This is a genomic window from Myxococcus sp. CA039A, assembly GCF_013336645.1.
Classification (GTDB): Bacteria; Myxococcota; Myxococcia; order Myxococcales; family Myxococcaceae; genus Myxococcus; species Myxococcus llanfairpwllgwyngyllgogerychwyrndrobwllllantysiliogogogochensis.
On sequence record NZ_JABUMQ010000281.1, the window covers coordinates 1 to 15110 of the forward strand.

The 15110-nt window shown below is 69.7% G+C and carries 15 protein-coding genes; 5 read left to right on the top strand and 10 right to left on the bottom strand.

Features of this window, described 5'->3' with window-relative positions:
• The 7 genes from HR086_RS35215 to HR086_RS35245 form a co-directional block, all read right to left on the bottom strand.
• A partial coding sequence (locus tag HR086_RS35215) for an OmpA family protein (protein ID WP_174467821.1) occupies nt 1-978 on the bottom strand: 978 nt, incomplete at its 3' end.
• Between the two features lie 70 nt (nt 979-1048).
• Nucleotides 1049-3925 (bottom strand): GAF domain-containing protein, encoded by a 2877-nt coding sequence (locus HR086_RS35220; protein WP_174467822.1) that lies wholly within the window; start codon nt 3923-3925, stop codon nt 1049-1051.
• Nucleotides 3926-4044: 119 nt separating this feature from the next.
• The gene (locus HR086_RS35225) at nt 4045-5166 is read right to left on the bottom strand and encodes a hypothetical protein (RefSeq protein ID WP_141647941.1); all 1122 of its coding nucleotides are present in this window, start codon (nt 5164-5166) and stop codon (nt 4045-4047) included.
• A 77-nt stretch (nt 5167-5243) separates the two neighbouring features.
• Nucleotides 5244-5426: a hypothetical protein gene (locus HR086_RS35230; RefSeq protein WP_141647940.1), complete on the bottom strand. Its 183-nt coding sequence runs from the start codon at nt 5424-5426 to the stop codon at nt 5244-5246.
• 233 nt (nt 5427-5659) lie between these two features.
• Complete coding sequence (locus HR086_RS35235; protein WP_141647939.1) at nt 5660-6544, bottom strand: tryptophan 2,3-dioxygenase; 885 nt, start codon at nt 6542-6544, stop codon at nt 5660-5662.
• Between the two features lie 132 nt (nt 6545-6676).
• Nucleotides 6677-7207, bottom strand: coding sequence for a cell wall protein (locus HR086_RS35240; protein WP_141647938.1), 531 nt, complete (start codon nt 7205-7207; stop codon nt 6677-6679).
• Between the two features lie 193 nt (nt 7208-7400).
• The gene (locus HR086_RS35245) at nt 7401-7907 is read right to left on the bottom strand and encodes a hemerythrin domain-containing protein (protein ID WP_141647944.1); all 507 of its coding nucleotides are present in this window, start codon (nt 7905-7907) and stop codon (nt 7401-7403) included.
• 308 nt (nt 7908-8215) lie between these two features.
• Here HR086_RS35245 and HR086_RS35250 point away from each other — a divergent pair, with 308 nt between their 5' ends.
• The 4 genes from HR086_RS35250 to HR086_RS35265 all read left to right on the top strand — a co-directional run bounded on the left by HR086_RS35250 (nt 8216) and on the right by HR086_RS35265 (nt 11912).
• Entirely contained in the window at nt 8216-8938 is a 723-nt protein-coding gene (locus HR086_RS35250; RefSeq protein WP_174467823.1) for a lysophospholipid acyltransferase family protein, read from the top strand.
• A 103-nt stretch (nt 8939-9041) separates the two neighbouring features.
• Nucleotides 9042-9830 (top strand): alpha/beta fold hydrolase, encoded by a 789-nt coding sequence (locus tag HR086_RS35255; RefSeq protein WP_373564395.1) that lies wholly within the window; start codon nt 9042-9044, stop codon nt 9828-9830.
• An 85-nt stretch (nt 9831-9915) separates the two neighbouring features.
• Nucleotides 9916-10851, top strand: coding sequence for a proline dehydrogenase family protein (locus tag HR086_RS35260; protein ID WP_174467825.1), 936 nt, complete (start codon nt 9916-9918; stop codon nt 10849-10851).
• A 185-nt stretch (nt 10852-11036) separates the two neighbouring features.
• Nucleotides 11037-11912, top strand: a complete 876-nt coding sequence (locus HR086_RS35265; protein WP_174467826.1) for a hypothetical protein — start codon at nt 11037-11039, stop codon at nt 11910-11912.
• Between the two features lie 64 nt (nt 11913-11976).
• Here HR086_RS35265 and HR086_RS35270 read toward each other — a convergent pair whose 3' ends face one another.
• A complete protein-coding gene (locus HR086_RS35270) occupies nt 11977-12540 on the bottom strand; it encodes a hypothetical protein (RefSeq protein WP_174456169.1) in 564 nt (187 codons plus the stop codon).
• Between the two features lie 661 nt (nt 12541-13201).
• Between HR086_RS35270 and amrB the strand changes: the two genes are divergently transcribed.
• The gene (gene amrB, locus HR086_RS35275) at nt 13202-14014 is read left to right on the top strand and encodes an AmmeMemoRadiSam system protein B (RefSeq protein ID WP_174460418.1); all 813 of its coding nucleotides are present in this window, start codon (nt 13202-13204) and stop codon (nt 14012-14014) included.
• Nucleotides 14015-14020: 6 nt separating this feature from the next.
• Here amrB and HR086_RS35280 read toward each other — a convergent pair whose 3' ends face one another.
• Together HR086_RS35280 and HR086_RS35285 are read right to left on the bottom strand one after the other, a co-directional pair.
• Entirely contained in the window at nt 14021-14635 is a 615-nt protein-coding gene (locus tag HR086_RS35280) for a TIGR02265 family protein (RefSeq protein WP_141647931.1), read from the bottom strand.
• Nucleotides 14636-14780: 145 nt separating this feature from the next.
• The gene (locus tag HR086_RS35285; protein WP_141647930.1) at nt 14781-15074 is read right to left on the bottom strand and encodes a DUF3817 domain-containing protein; all 294 of its coding nucleotides are present in this window, start codon (nt 15072-15074) and stop codon (nt 14781-14783) included.
• Between the last annotated feature and the right edge of the window lie 36 nt (nt 15075-15110).

Genomic DNA, 15110 nt, shown 5'->3' on the forward strand with positions numbered 1-15110 from the left:
GATGAACTCCACGCGGCGGTTGGCCGTGCGTCCAAGCGACGTCCCGCTGGACTCGAGCGGCCTGTCCGCCCCGAGCCCCTGCGCCTCCAGTCGCTCCGTCGGGACGCCCTTCCCCTCCAGGTAGGCCACCACGGCCTCCGCGCGGGCCTGCGTCATCGCGCGTCCGGTGGTCGCGTCATCCCAGGCGTCGGTGTGCCCCTCCACGATGACGCGCGCCAGCTCCGGGTGCGCGAGCAGCACCCGGGCCACGTTGTCCAGGAGCGCGTGCGAGCTCGCCTGGAGCTTCGCCGTCTGACTCTCGAAGCCGATGCGCTCCAGCAGCTCCAGCCTGTCCCGCTGGAGGCTGACGCGCTGCTTGTCCTGGGCGGGGCAGCCCTGGTTCGTCGCCGGGCCGTACACCGTGGGGCAGTTGTCCCGATGGTCCGCGAGGCTGTCACCGTCCCTGTCTCGCTCGGGACACCCGCGCAGGTGGGGGACGCCCTCGTCGCGAGGACAGGCGTCATCCTCGTCCGGGACACCATCGCCGTCCTCGTCCTGCTCCGGACAGCCCTGCCGCTCCACCGGGCCGGGCTCCTCGGGACACACGTCGGCGTCGCCCTCCACGCCATCGCGGTCCGGGTCGACGATGGGGCAGCCCTTGCGCTCCAGCGGGCCGGCCTCGCGGGGACACGCGTCCTTGGTGTCCTCCACGCCGTCGTCGTCGAAGTCCCGGGCGGGACAGCCCTCCCGGAACGCGGGGCCCGCGTGGCGCGGACACTTGTCCACGGAGTCGTCCAGGCCGTCGCCGTCGGTGTCCTTGCTGGGACAGCCGCGCGTGGAGGCGGAGCCGGGGAGGAGCGGGCACGCATCCCCGGCATCGGACACACCATCACCGTCGCCGTCGGGAGCAGGCCGCGCCTGGGGCGCATGGCCACATCCGGAAGCGAGCGCCCCACCCAGCAGGAGGAGCAGGACTCCGCCACGCAAAACACGCATCATCACGAAGGGCACCAGAGCGCACGGGGCCGAGCGCTGTCCAGGTGATGTGTCTGGTGGACGGGCCACGCGCTCACGTCGGCAAGGTGTCGGACAGGGGAAGCTCCACGGTGAAGATGGAGCCCTTGCCGGGCTGGCTCTGGACGCGGATGCCGCCGCCATGGGCCTCGACGATGCGCTTGGTAATCCAGAGCCCCAGGCCCAGGCCCTTGAAGTGCTGCGCGGACTCCGAGCGCTCGAAGCGCTCGAAGATGCGCTCCTGGTCCTCCTGCGCCACGCCGATGCCCTCGTCCTGGACGACCAGCTCCGCCACCGCTCCGCGCGGCTCCACCCGCACCGTCACCGGCCGCCCCGCGCCATACTTCGCCGCGTTGGACAGCAGATTCACCAGCACCTGCTCCAGCCGCAGCTTGTCCCACTGTCCCACCACGGCGTCGTCCGCCAGCATGCGCACCTCGCTGCCCGCGCGCACCAGCTCCTCGGACATCCGCGACACCAGTTCGCGCGTCAGCGCCGCCAGGTCCACCTCCTCGAGGTTGAGGGACAGCCGGCCCGCGCTGATGCGCGACACGTCCAGCAGGTCGTCGATGAGCAACCCCAGCCGCTGGCCCGCGCGTGCCGCCTTCTCCGCGCGCTCCGCCAGCCCGCTGGCCGCCATCGCGTCCTTCGCCATGCGCGCCAGCAGGTGAATCTGGAGCTGCAACGCGTTGAGCGGCGATTTCAGCTCGTGACCCGCCACCGACAGCAGCTCGTCGCGAGCCTTCACCGCCTGGGTGGCCGCGCCATACAGCCGCGCATCCTCGATGGCCAGGGCGGCCCGCGCGGCCAGGCTCTCCAACAGCGCGCGCTCCTCCGCGGTGTACTCGCGCCCGCGCGCCTCGCGGATGACGCCGAGCGTGCCCAGCACCCGGCCCCGCGCGCCCAAAGGAACGATGATGAGGCTCTGCGGCCCGTAGCGCTCCAGGAAGGTGACACCCTCCGGCGAGCGGTCCCCCTGCAGCTCCTCCGCGCTCAGTCGGGGCACGAAGAGCGTCTGCCCCGTGGCCACCACCCGGCCCGACAGCCCTTCACCCACGCGCGCCGGGTTCATCCGCAGCGACGACTCCAGCACGCCGCGCGCGACGGGGTCCGGATGGTGCGCCGCCACCAGCTCCAACTGCTCCCCTTCCTCCGCGAGCAGTTGCAGGACGCACCCGCCACCCAGCGCCTCGGACACCTTGCTCGCCAGCACGTCCAGCACCGTGGGCAGGTCCAACCCCGCCTCGGCGATAAGCTGGCTGACCTGCACCAACACGTGCAGCCGCGCGGCGCTGCGCCGGCTCTCCTCCTCCGCCGCGCGCGCGTCGCGAAACAGCCGCGCGTTGTCCATGGCCATCGCCGCGCGCCGGGTGAGTTCCTCCGCGAGCGACAGGTCCGTCGCGTCGAAGGGCGCCCGCCCCGCGTCCCGCACGAAGGTCAGCGCGCCGAGCGTGCGCTGCCGGGCCACCAGCGGCGTGAGGATGAGCGAGCTGATGCTCCACGTCGACGCGCCGTCCACCTCGGAGACCGCGCGCGTCTTGCGGGTCTCCATGCGGGATTGCCCGCTGGCCAGCACCCGCGCCAGCGTGGAGGGCTGCCCCGAGTCCAGCGGGAAGCTCGTCAGCTCCAGCACCCGCTGCGCCTTCTCCGGGCTCGCGTGCAACACCGCCAGCCGCCGCACCACGCCCTCTTCGTACGAGTCCACCGAGCACCCGTCCGCGAAGTGGCCCAGCGCCAGCCGCGCCACGCCGGCCACCGTGTCCTCCCAGCCCAGCGAGCCGGACACCAGCGCGCTCGCGTCCGCCAGCAGGCTCAGCCGCGCGCCCAGCGCCTCCGCCTCCAGTCGCGCGGTGTGCTCGCGCTCGTACAGCCGCGCGCGCTCCAGCGCCTGACCACACTGCCGCGACAGCCCGATGATGGACTCGCGCTCCAGCGCGGTGAAGTCCTTCTCCCGCTCGAAGCCGAAGGCCAGCGTGCCGAACACCCGCCCCTCGACGAACAGCGGCGCCAGCGCCAGCGCGCGCAGCGGCCCTTCTTCCATCAACGCCGCGAGCCTCGGGTAGCGGGCCTGAATCGCCGCCAGCGTCTCCAGCCACACCGGCGCCTCGGCCAGCACCGCGTCGTACCCCGGCAGGTCCTCGCCGGTGCGGGGCAACACACGCAAGGGCTCCAGGAGCCCGTCGGGCACGCCCACCGCCGCGATGAGCTCCGCGGACGCGCCGCCCTCTGGCGTCAGGTGCACCATGCCCGCCATCGCATCCACCGCCGGCAGGCCCAGGTCCAACACCACGTGGGCCACCTCCTCGCGGGTGAGCGTCTGGCCGAAGGCCTCCGTCACCGCCTGGAAGCGGCTCAGCCGCAGCACCTCCGCCTGCTCCACCTCCGCGCGCGCCCGAGCCACCTCCGCCCGCGTCCCCTCCACCGCCAGCTCCCGCTCCAGCGCCAGCCCCGCAAGGCGCGCGTACAGCCCGCAGCGCTGAAGGTCCTCCTCCGACGGCACGCGCCCCTGGCGCAGGACGGCGCACAACACGCCGACGACGCCCCGGTCCACGGAGGGCGACAGCGGCAGCGACACCAGCCCCACCGCGCCCAGCTTCCGCCGGGCCTCCGGCTCGCCCGCGAGCAGCACGTCCCGCTCCAGGTCCACCGACACGTACGTCAAGAGCGCCCCGTCGATGTCCCTCGGGCCGTTCAGCAGGCGCTGGCCACACACCTCCACCGCGTCAGCCGACAGTGCGGGCGTGGCGAGCAGGCGAGGGACGCTTTCGTCCTCTCTCCAACACATGAAGACGCCGGACGCGGAGAGGGCGGCCGCGGCCTCGCGCAGCAGCGCCTCCAGCACCGCCCGCACCGGCGGCGCCACCGACAGCCGCTCCCTGGGCCGCGTCACGCGGTCCGTCGCGGCCACCCGGTTGCTCTCGGGCACCTTCATGCCCACACGTCCCCCCGGTCTGGGCCCCATCGGGCCAACCGCGAAGCTTCAGTGTCCCATGTCCGCCAGGGCCGCGAAACCCGCGGGCACCTGTCCCCAGGTACAAGAGACCTTGGCTTTCAGTGAGCGAACACATTGAAGAAGGCGAAGAAAATCTCGAGGACGATGAGCAGGACGATGACGGCCTCCAGCGTGTGGGAGCGGTCGATGTCCACGTCGCCCTTGAGCAGGCCATACGTCTGGGCGAGCAGTTGCTGCTTGCGCGTGACGGAGCCCTGCCAGGCGGAGATGCGCATGCGGCGCACCGCGCCCTCGTAGACCTTGGCCAGATAGAAGTCGCCGATGATTTTCAGGCTGTTGTCCACCCGCTCGATGAACTCGTTGAGGTCCACCAGCGTGGTGAGCGTCTGCCGCGTCAGCGTGCGGTACGGGCTGCGGAACAGCCGCGTCCACCCGTGGCGCTTGGCCTGCACCTCGTCGTGGATGCGCGCGATGTGCTCGTCCAGCCGCTCGTCGTAGTAACGGAATTCCAACAGTTGCGCGTTGGCGATTTCGAGCAGGTCCGGGATGTCCCCGGAGCCCGACGGCTCGTAGACGAAGGCGCTGTTCCAGTCGATGACGACCAGGTCATTCACCGTGTAGCTGAAGCGCATCTGCGTGACGGCCTCGCTCTCCCGACGCGACAGCGGCGTCTGGCCGTTCTCCCCCAGCAGCAGCCGGGCGAGGTCCGCCTCCGCGAGGATGTCCTCCGCGGACGGGTTGCCCTGGATGCTCTCCGCGAAGATGACGGTGTAGCTCTCGTTCTGGTCCCACAGGTGCGGCTCCTGCACCGCGGCGGCGATGGTGTTGCGCACGCCTTCCACCAAATCCAGCGCCAGGTCCTCCAACGCCTGGCTGTCATACAACTCGTCCGCCACGCGGATGAGCTGCTCCAGGGACGTGCCCGGCACCACGGGCACGCGCAGGATGATGGACGCGGCGCCATGGTCGAACAGGCGCGCGGTGGCATCCACCGTGACGGGCCCGTCCTTCAGCGCGAGCGGCCTTCGCCCCAGCTCATACGCGAGCGGCGGATTGGGGAGCTGGAGGTACTGGCCATTCTCGCGCGACAGCTTGAGGCGGCGGGTGTCCTCCGACACGGCCTTGCGCGCCCGCTCCAGGTTGATTTCCTCCGCGATGTCGAAGGTGCGGTAGCAGAGGATGTGGGCCTTCTCGAAGAGCAGGGGAGCCGAGGCAGCCATGGTGCGCCCAGCCTAGCCCGCGCATCCCCACACGAACGCCGCCGAATGGCTGACGCCTGGCGCCTGTCGACGAGCCGTCAGTCCTCGGGCACGGGTGAAGGATGCACCACCGGCTTGCCCGGGCCGGGCCGCGTGTCCGGCACCCCACCGACCTGGTCGGGCGGCGGCGACACAGGCTCTCCCGCCGAACGCCGAGCCTCCCGCCCGTCCTCGGGAAGCCGAGGCTCCTTCCTGGGATGGGTGACTTCATGTTCGGCCATGGCGCGCTCCCTTTGCTCACTCAAGCTAGGGCGCGCCCTGAAGCGAGCGCATGTCCCGCCCACCCGTCAGGCCGCTGGGCGGACAGGGTGGCTTCCGACACCTGCCCATCCACCCCGTCACATTGTCGATGTTTCACGCCGGAAGCCTGTCACGCCGCCCCCCCGCCATTCCTCTCAATTGGCCGCACGTCAAGACTGGGGCGCAACGCCTGCCATGACGGCCAGGAGCGCGCTCATGTCGACGGTTTATGAGCCCGGGCCCCGGGGGGCGCCAGCTCCGTGCGCACATCCCACAGCTCTGGGAAGAAGCGCAAATCCAAGGCCTTGCGAAGGAAGGACACCCCGGAGGAGCCCCCGGTGCCCTGCTTGAAGCCGATGATTCGCATCACCGTCATCATGTGCCGGTAGCGCCACAGCTGGAACCGCTCCTCGGTGTCCACCAGCTTCTCGCACATCTCGTACGCATCCCAGTGCGCCTCGGTGTCCTCGTAGATGCGACGGAACACCTCCACGACGGCCGGGCTCTTCTCGTACGGCAGCCGCCAGTCGCGCTGGGCGCGGTCCTCCGGAATCGCATGCCCCATGCGCGCCAGGTACCGCAGGAACTCGTCATAGAGGCTGGGAGACTCCAACAGCCTCTCCAGCTCACCATGCACATCCGGCTGGTGGCGGAAGGGACCCAGGGCATTGGGGTCCTTGTTGCCCAGCAGGAACTCCACCGCGCGGTACTGCCAGCTCTGGAAGCCAGACGCGGGCCCGAGCGCGTCGCGGAACTCCAGGTACTCATTCGGCGTGAGCGTCTCCAGCACGCTCCACTGCTCGAAGAGCATCCGTTGGATGTTCCCCACGCGGGCGAAAATCTTGAACGAAGGCTCCAGCCGGTCCGCCTGCACATAGCGGATGCACGCGCTCAGCTCGTGGATGAGAAGCTTCATCCACAGCTCGCTCGTCTGGTGCTGGATGATGAAGAGCAGCTCGTCGTGGTGCGGGGGCTGCGAGCGCGGAACCTGCGCCGACAACAGCCGGTCGAGCTGTAGGTACTCACCGTACGTGGTCCTTCCGGCCAGGTCGGTGATGATTCCAGGCTCCAGATCTCGTTTGTTCATGGGCCCGGGCATTCATGCCCCTGCAAGCCCCCGCGGGCAAGACTTCCCGTACGGGCTGCCCCCGAACCCTCTCCCTGCCAGGGAGCACGGTTGACGGAGGTGCGGTCACTGTCTGCCCGGGCCGGGGCCAAACGTGCCGCTGATTTAACCGTTCGCTGCTTGGGCGGCGGCGGCCAGGGCCTTCGACGCGGCGCGGCCACGGGGCAGCTTGATGTCCTCGACGCTGTTGGCGGGCGCGTAGTCGACCCACGCCGACGGGCGGCGGTTGGTCTTCTCCAGCATCCGGAGCTTCTGGTAGTGCGCGGCGCAGTAGCCCTTGGTCCGGCTGGGCTTGCCGCAGTCGACGATGGCGCACTCGCGCGAGCCATCCGCCGCCGCCGGCTTACGGCCACGGCGCTTGCCACCCGCCGACACCGACGCCGCCGCGCTCACCGCGCCACGCGCCGCCGCGGGGGGACGACCCACGGCCTTGCGGCCCGGCTTCGCCGCCGCGACCTGGGCGCCGAACAGCGGCCCCACGACCTCGGCCAGCGGGGCCAGCCGCTCCGCCACGTTGCGCAGTGCATCCAGATCCGCCGTCCCGGACTCCAGGCGGGAGACCACGTCGCGCAGCGGCTTGAGCTGGACCTCGATTTCGTTACGGATCATGTCCCGAAACGCTTTATCCACGGACATTCGTTCAATCCTCGTCTTGGCTAATCTGGTTGTTGAAGGTCTGGAAGGGGGAGTTGATTTGTGATGCTGCTCATACCCATACCTTCCAATTTAGGATTTGTCTAAAGGAAGCGATAAAAGGTGTGACTGAAGGACGTATCACCCCCCCTACCGTACCGGTCGGGGCCCCATTCCAGTGGGGCGGGAACGGCGCTCAGCCGTCCCAGCGAAGGTCTTCCAGCAGGGAGCGGGTCCCCGAAACAAAGGGCCCCTCGGCCAGGGTGCGCAGCTCCTCGCGAGCCAGCGTTAGCTCCACGCGCAGCGTCTGCTGCTCGCGGGGATCCAACGCGGTGGAGAGTCTGGGCAACAGCGAACTCTCTTCTTCTTGGAAATGCGCGACCCAGAGATCCTCGAGCGCATAGAGCCGGGCCTGCCATTCGGCATCGCCCAGGGGCAATTCCTCCAACTCATCCATCAGCTCACGCATGGCCAGATGATCCTCGGCCTGCTGACGGGCACGAGCACGCCCTTCCACCCGAGCCACCAGCGGTTGCAGACAGCGCTCCTCCAGCCAGGTGTGCAGTCGCAACAGCTCCAGCAGCTCGCGCTGCGCGCTCAGAGGCTCCTCCTCCGCGCCGGACACGAGCCGCTCGAAGCGCTCCTCGAGCTCACGGTGCTCCTCCACGAGGATGTCGAACGGGCCTCCCATACCCTCAACCATCTGCATGGTTCGGCAGGCAGACAACCAAAGCTGCGCTTCATCCTCACATTATCGAAACTCAAACGACAGGGCGAGCGAACGTTCGGCGGGGTGAAACAACGTCCCGCAGCCTGCCTCGACTGGCGGCTGAAAGCCCATGGGGCCGAGCGCGAAGCGTTGCCTACTCAAAGCAACCTCCGGGGTGGGCAGGGCGCGTCCCCCCGGGGACGGCGCGTGGGTTTGCGATGACCGACGGCCCGGAAGCAGGGGCCCGTCCGCCCGGCCGGGTTGGATGGCGATGGGCGGGGACGTCTCCATCATGTTTCCTCGTGGAAGCTTCGCTCGCCACCCTGCGGAGGACGGTGTTCCACCTCGCCGAGCGGGGCGCGGCGCTCTCCGCGCTCTACCACCGGGCCCGGCTGGTGGGCACCGAGCACCTGCCGTCGAGCGGCCCCGTGTTGCTGGTGGGAAACCATGGCGTGTGGGGTTACGAAACGCCCGCGTTCTTCCATCTGCTGCACCAGGCCACCGGGCGCCGGGTGCTGGGGTTGGCGGAGCGAGGCTTTTTCCGCATTCCCGTGGTCCGCACGGTGTTGCCCTGGCTGGGTGGCGTGGAGGGGACCCAGGACAATGCGTTGGCGGTGCTGCGCGACGGCGCGCTGGTCGTCTGTTACCCGGGCGGCGCGAGAGAGGTCTTCAAGCGGCCGCGCGGGCGCTATCAGTTGCGCTGGGAGCGGGCGCTGGGCTTCGCGCGGGTGGCCTCCCATGCGGGGGTGCCGGTGGTGCCCTTCGCGGGCTTCGGCGTGGACGACACCTTCCTCTGGCCGCCCGGCGAGGCGCGGCTGGGCGTGCACCTGACGAACGAGGCGAAGTATCGCGTGCCGCTGTTGGTGGGGCTGGGCCCTCTCCCATTTCCGGTGCGCCTCACCTTCGCGCTGGGCAATGCCCACACCCCGCCGCCCTCGGGGGCCTCCGAGCCGCGGCTGCGCGCGTTCCGCGACAGGGTGGCCACCAGCGTGCACCGGCTGCTGGTCAGGGCTCGCCATGCTTGAGACACCTCCGGGCCCGAAGGCCCGGGCTCCCGCGCCGTCGCGCGTCCCGGACGTCGAGGACATTCCCTCTGGCTACGCGCACTTGCATTGCGAGGAGCGCCGGGTGAAAGGCACACCTTCGCGGCTGTTCACCTTTCCCAACGGCGATACGGATGTAGCCCGCACCGTGGTGTGTCTGCCGGGGTTGGGTGCCAGTGGGAGGTCCTTCGCGCCCATGGAGCCGCTGGCCGGACGGTTCCGGTTGTTGCTGTGGACGCCGCCTTTGCACACCCCGGCCACCCACACCCCGCTGCGGTGGAACCTGGCCGTGCTGAACGACCCGGAGGCACGGCTACCGGAGCGCTTCGCGCTCGTGGGTTCCTCCTATGGCAGCCTGCTGTCCATCGCCTTCGCGCTGGCGCACCCGGAGCGGGTGAAGGCGCTGGTGCTGGTGTCTCCGGTGGCCAGCGTGCGCCGGGTGAGGCGGTTGGCGGTGACGCTGTCCACGCTGGTGCGCACGCCGCGCCCGCTGGCGTATCTCTTCGCACCCACGGTGGCGCGAGTGCTCGGGGGCGCGCGGTTGCCCCCGGAGGGGCGCGCGGAAATCGTGCGCGAGGCGCGGCGGTTGACCCCCGTGGAGTTGCTGCGCCGGCTGCGCGACGTGCTGGCCGCGGACTTCCATCCCCGGCTCCATCAACTGCGAGTGCCCACGCTCGTCATCCAAGGTGGCAGGGATTTGCTGGTGCCGCCCCGGGCCGCGCGAGACGTGGCGGAGCACATCCCTGGCGCACGGCTGGAGCTGCTCCGCGACGCGAGCCACCTGCCGTACATGAGCCACCCGGAAGCCTTCAACGCCGCCGTCGGCGCGTTCCTCCAGGAGCACGGCGCCGACACTCCGAGGCTCGTGCCATGAGCCACACCACCGCGCGATTCTCACGCTCCGCTCTGCAGTTCCTGTCATGCCTGGAGCAAGGCATCGACACTCCAGGGCGCACGCCATGAGCCACACCGCCGCGCGACTCTCGCGCTCCGCCCTGCTGTTCCTGTCACGCCAGGAAGGGCTGAAGGACCGGGCGACGCGCCTGGGACCACTGCGACGCCTTTCACGGCGATTCGTCGCGGGCGAGAGTCTGGAAGAGGCAATGGACGCGGTGAAGGCACTCACCGCGCGCGGACTCTGGGCGTCGTTCGACCATCTCAACGAAGCGGTACGCGACGCGGCCCAGACGCGGGACGAGGTGCGCGAGTATCGACGGCTGCTGGCGCGCATCGACCAGACGGGCGTGAAGGCCAACGTGTCGCTGAAGCTGACGCAGTGTGGACTGTTGCTCGACCCGGCGCTGGCACTGGAGAACGCGCGCACCGTCGTGGCCGATGCGCGAGCAAGAGACACGTTCGTACGCATCGACATGGAGCACGGCGCGGTGACCCAGGCGACGCTCGACATCGTCCGCCAGTTGCACACGGAGCACGGCGAGCGACACGTGGGCGCGGTGCTGCAGAGCTGCCTGCGGCGCACGGAAACAGACGCCCGCGCACTGTGCGCCGAGCGGGTGCGCATCCGTCTGTGCAAGGGCGCCTATCTGGAGGGGCCGGACATCGCCTTTCCAGACAAGAAGGACGTGGATGCCAGCTTCGTACGGTGCATGAAGGTGCTGCTCGGCAGCGGCGTGTATCACGGCATCGCCACGCACGATGAGCGGATGATTGACGCGACCCTGGAGCATGCCGCGCGGCGACAGCTGCCGCGAGACGCGTTCGAGTTCCAGATGCTCTACGGCATCCGGGAAGACCTCCAGCAACGACTCTCCGAGCAGGGTCATCCGGTGCGCATCTACGTCCCGTACGGACCCCACTGGTATCCCTACCTCATGCGCCGCATGGCCGAGCGTCCGGCGAACCTCGCGTTCGTCCTGCGCCACCTCGCGCGGTGAGCGGCGACCCCGGCGCACCGGGCAGCCGGGCGTGGGGGAATGGACAAACGTCCCGTCCGCCAGTCCCGAGCGCTCAGGAATCCCTCACCACGCGCGTCTTTGCCTCACAGGAATACCCTGTCGGCCCGCGCGCCCCGCGCAAGCCCAATCCAACCCGGTGACGCTGTCACCCGGAGGGGGAAGCCATGTCCATGCGGTCCATTCACCACGGACTCCGGGTGTGCGCTCGGACCGTGGGTGTCGTCATCCTCGCAACCAGCCTCGCGTGCGCGTCCGGCGGCACGGGCGGCTCGGGACGCGCGGGGACGGACGAGCCTTTCGAGCACGAGGAAGCCCGTCGCCAGGAAGCGCGGGAGGTGGCCCGGCAGGTGGCGGCGCTGGCGGGTGGCGTGCGTGACGTCGGCTCGCGCCTGGAGCTCACGTTCTGGTCGGAGCGCGGCGCCCTCACGCTGGTGGGCTACCAGTCGGTGCAGCGTGGCGGACGGCCGGGACGCGGCATCGACTCGGATGACCTGCGGCGAACAGTGGCCCGGGCGCTGATGTCCACCACGAGTCACTCCGCGGGCGAGGTGGTGCTGCGGCTGCGTCGCGACGCGTCCTCGTGGGCCCTGGAGCCGAGCGCGTCCTTCTCCACCGAGCGGCCTCCCGAGGCCCTTCACCTCGCCGGACGGCGTGAGGCCTCGACGCCCGAGTCGACCTGGATGGCCGCCAGCGTCCAACGCCTGCTCACGCCGGTGCGGGTGCCCGTGGACGGCACGGTGTGGGCGGACGTGTCCGTGCACGTGAGGGACGGCCGCGTGGTGGGTTGGGAGTTGGAGGGCTGGCGCGTGGTGCGAGCGGGCCGGGGGAACACGACGCGGTCGGTGTCACGCCGGGTCGTCGAAGAGGCGGCGGCGGTGCTGCGCCTCTACTCACCGGGCACGGGCTCGCGCACGCTGCACCTGGGCCTGCGGCTCATCCACGAAGGCAACGCGCCGTCCGCGGAGGGCTGGGTGGAGGAGACCCGCGTGGGCCGTCCACTCCGTCCGGGCGGGGGCGTCAGCCGCCTCACGCTGCCCTGACGAAGACGACGAAGCCCCGGCGCGCGGCGGGACACAGCCCGCCGCGCGCGGGGCCTCGAAACCGCTAGAAGTAACCGCCCACCGTGGTGCCGACGCTGAACGTCACGTCGACGTCATCACCCAGGCCGAAGGCCAGGCGAGGACCGGCGCCCACGAAGAAGTGGGACGTCACGTGGTACAGGAAGGGCGCGTAGCCCTCCAGGATGACCGTGGAGGCCGAGCCCGTGCCGTCGGGGAGCGACAGGATGTTGTCGCCGACGAACAGCGTGACGATGGCCTTGGGCCACACGGAGACCTTCTCCGTGAGGGAGATGTTGTAGCCCACGCGCGCGTTGATGCCGAAGGCGGCCACCGTGTCGCCTTCGCCGAACAACACCGCCAGGTTGACGCCGCTACCGATGGAGAGGTTCTCCTTCAGGAAGTAATCCACGCTCGGCGCCAGGTTGAAGAAACCGTACCCCGCGCCCTCCGTCGTGTAGCCCAGGTTCGCCGACGCATCCGAGCTGACGACAATCTGCCCGGCGTTGCCGAAAGCACCGGAACCACCACCCGTCGACTGCGCCAATGCACTCGTCGACACCATCAACCCGGCCGCTACGGCCATGGCCTGCCACTGATTTGCCTTCATGAAGCGTCCCTCCGTTGCGTGTGCCCGCGGTCATTCCCGGGCGCTCGGCGGCCCCTTCTAGTCAATGCGCGCCTGCGCGCATCCTTTTTTCGTTCCCTGTGTGTCATGTACCGCATGAGCGCAACTTGAGAATTCGCTCGGCGGAGCCGTTCCTCGCGCCATCTGCCGAGGAAACTCGCTCCCGGAGACGCCGCGCGTGAGACATCGCTGAGACATGGGCCCGGGCCTGGACACGGGCGCGCGGCGGGCCCGCATGGGCCAGGGCTCACGGACGGGAAGGTCGGCCAGGGTGGAGGAGTCAGAAGTCCCAGCCGGCCCTCCCATGCGCGAGGTTCCGTGCCCCGAACGGCCCTGAACCGCTCGGAAGGAGCGCACGGAACGAAGTCACCGGTAGCAAGCCTCACGCCAGACGAACGGCCGGTGAAATCAATCCTTTGTCATTCGTGGAGGGCCGGGAATGAGGCGCGAGGCGCTCGAAGTCGGGACCCGCACGTCCCATAAGCGAACAGACTTGCAATGATTCGCATATCCTCGCGTTGCCGTCTGTCCGTAGGATTCCACCCGGAGCCACGTTCGTGTGGAGCCCGGGGCCGCTGGTGGGACAGCCCGCCCCGCCCGTCAGTGCTCGCGGCGCCGCCCAGGGAAGGACGGGTTGGAGGACATGCCTCGTGTGCGTGCGCCCGCGGTGGCGGGCACCTTCTATTCCTCCAATCCCACCACGTTGATGACGCAGGTAGACGCGTGGCTGGAGCAGGCGCGGGGGCCGGGGGAGGGGCTTCCCACCGCGCTCATCGTTCCGCATGCCGGGTATGTCTATTCAGGCGCGGTGGCGGCGGCAGCCTACGCCACGTTGTGGGCTCGGCGAGCGGAGCGCACGCGGGTGTTGTTGCTGGGGCCGTGTCACTTCCACAGGCTGCGCGGCCTGGCGTACCCGGAGGTGGACCTGCTGTGTACGCCGCTGGGGGACGTGCGACTGGATGTGGACCTGCTGCGCCGGGCGACCGCGCTGGGACAGGTGAGCGCCTCGACGGAGGCGCACGAGTCGGAGCATGCGCTGGAGGTGCAGCTCCCCTTCCTCCAGCGCGTGTTGGAGCGCTTCACGGTGTTGCCGCTGGTGGTGGGGCGCACGGACGAGGAGGAGGTCGCCCAGGTGCTGGAGGCGTTGTGGGACGAGGACGTGTTGCTCGTCGTCACGTCGGACCTGTCGCACTACCGGCCGTATGAGGAGGCGCGGCGGGCGGACCATGCGACGGCGGCGCGGGTGCTGGCGCTGGAGGGGCCGTTGGACGCGGGCAGCGCGTGTGGCGCGGAGGCCATCAGCGGTCTGCTGCGGGTGGCGAAGCGGCGGGGGCTGCGGCCCAGGTTGATGGCGCTGCGCAGCTCCGGGGATGCGGCCGGGGCACGGGACGAGGTGATTGGGTACGGCGCCTTCGTCTTCGATGCGGATGCGCCCGCGAGGGGCGCGTCCCGGTAGAAGCGCTCAGTCGTCCCAGGAGAGGGAGTACTCGCTGTCGAGCAGCGATGTCTGGCGGCCCTCGACGCGGATGTCCTGGGCGCCGACGGCCTGGAGGGCACCTTCGAGCATGCCTTCGTTGTAGGCGACGGGGGTGAAGATGCGGCGCATGTGGATGAGGCCGGCGCGAGGCGCGGTCCATTCGACCTGGAGCTCGCCGAAGTCGATGGCCATGCGGTAGGCCTCTGGGAGCATGTTGACGAGGAGCTTTGGATCTCCGCCGACCTGCTGACGGACCTCGGTGCCGAACATGGAGCGGACGAAGGCGAGCGTGCCCTGGACGCCAATCTGGCGCATGGCCTCCTCGACGCCGCCGAGTTGGGGCGCGAGCAGGTTGGCGGAGGCGAAGAACAGCCTCATGAAGGGAGGGACGGGGTAGAGCTCGGTGGGGTCAAGGTCGGGGGGGAAGTCACCGGCGTCGACGATGTGTTTCACCGCCTGCTCACCGCCCAGGAAGCGCACGGTGTCGAGCACGGCGGCGAAGTGCATGCCGCGAATGTGCTCGGAGGACTGCACGAGGGCGAGCCGCGAATCCAGCTCCCGCTGCACTGCCTCTGGCGTGTTCCAAGTGCCGCGTTCCATGAGCCGACCTCCACCGCGAAAAAGCGCGCGGAATGCTCGCACAGCTTCCTCGCGCGCGCGAACTCCTGGAGGTCATCCACACCCTGGCGCGTCCCGTTCCTGGGAATGCGACCAACGCAGCACGTCGGGTGAAGCTCCGCGCCGACTAGGCGTTCTCCTTGCGCAGCTTCGCGTCGAGCAGGAAGTTGCCGAAGGGCACCAGCGACGCGCCGAACGCCACCGCCACGCGCACGAAGGACCAGCGCAACGCGATGGCCGCCTCCATCAACGCGAAGAGGTACAGCACGAACAACAGCCCGTGCGCCATGCCCGTGAAGCGCACCGCCAACGGCATGTCCGCCGCGTACTTCAGCGGCATCGCGATGAACAACAGGCACACGAACGACAGGCCTTCCAACAAGGCCACCGCGCGGAACCGTCCAAGAGGGGTCTTCAACATGGCGCTCTCCCCCTCCTGTCTCCCACCCTCCGACCC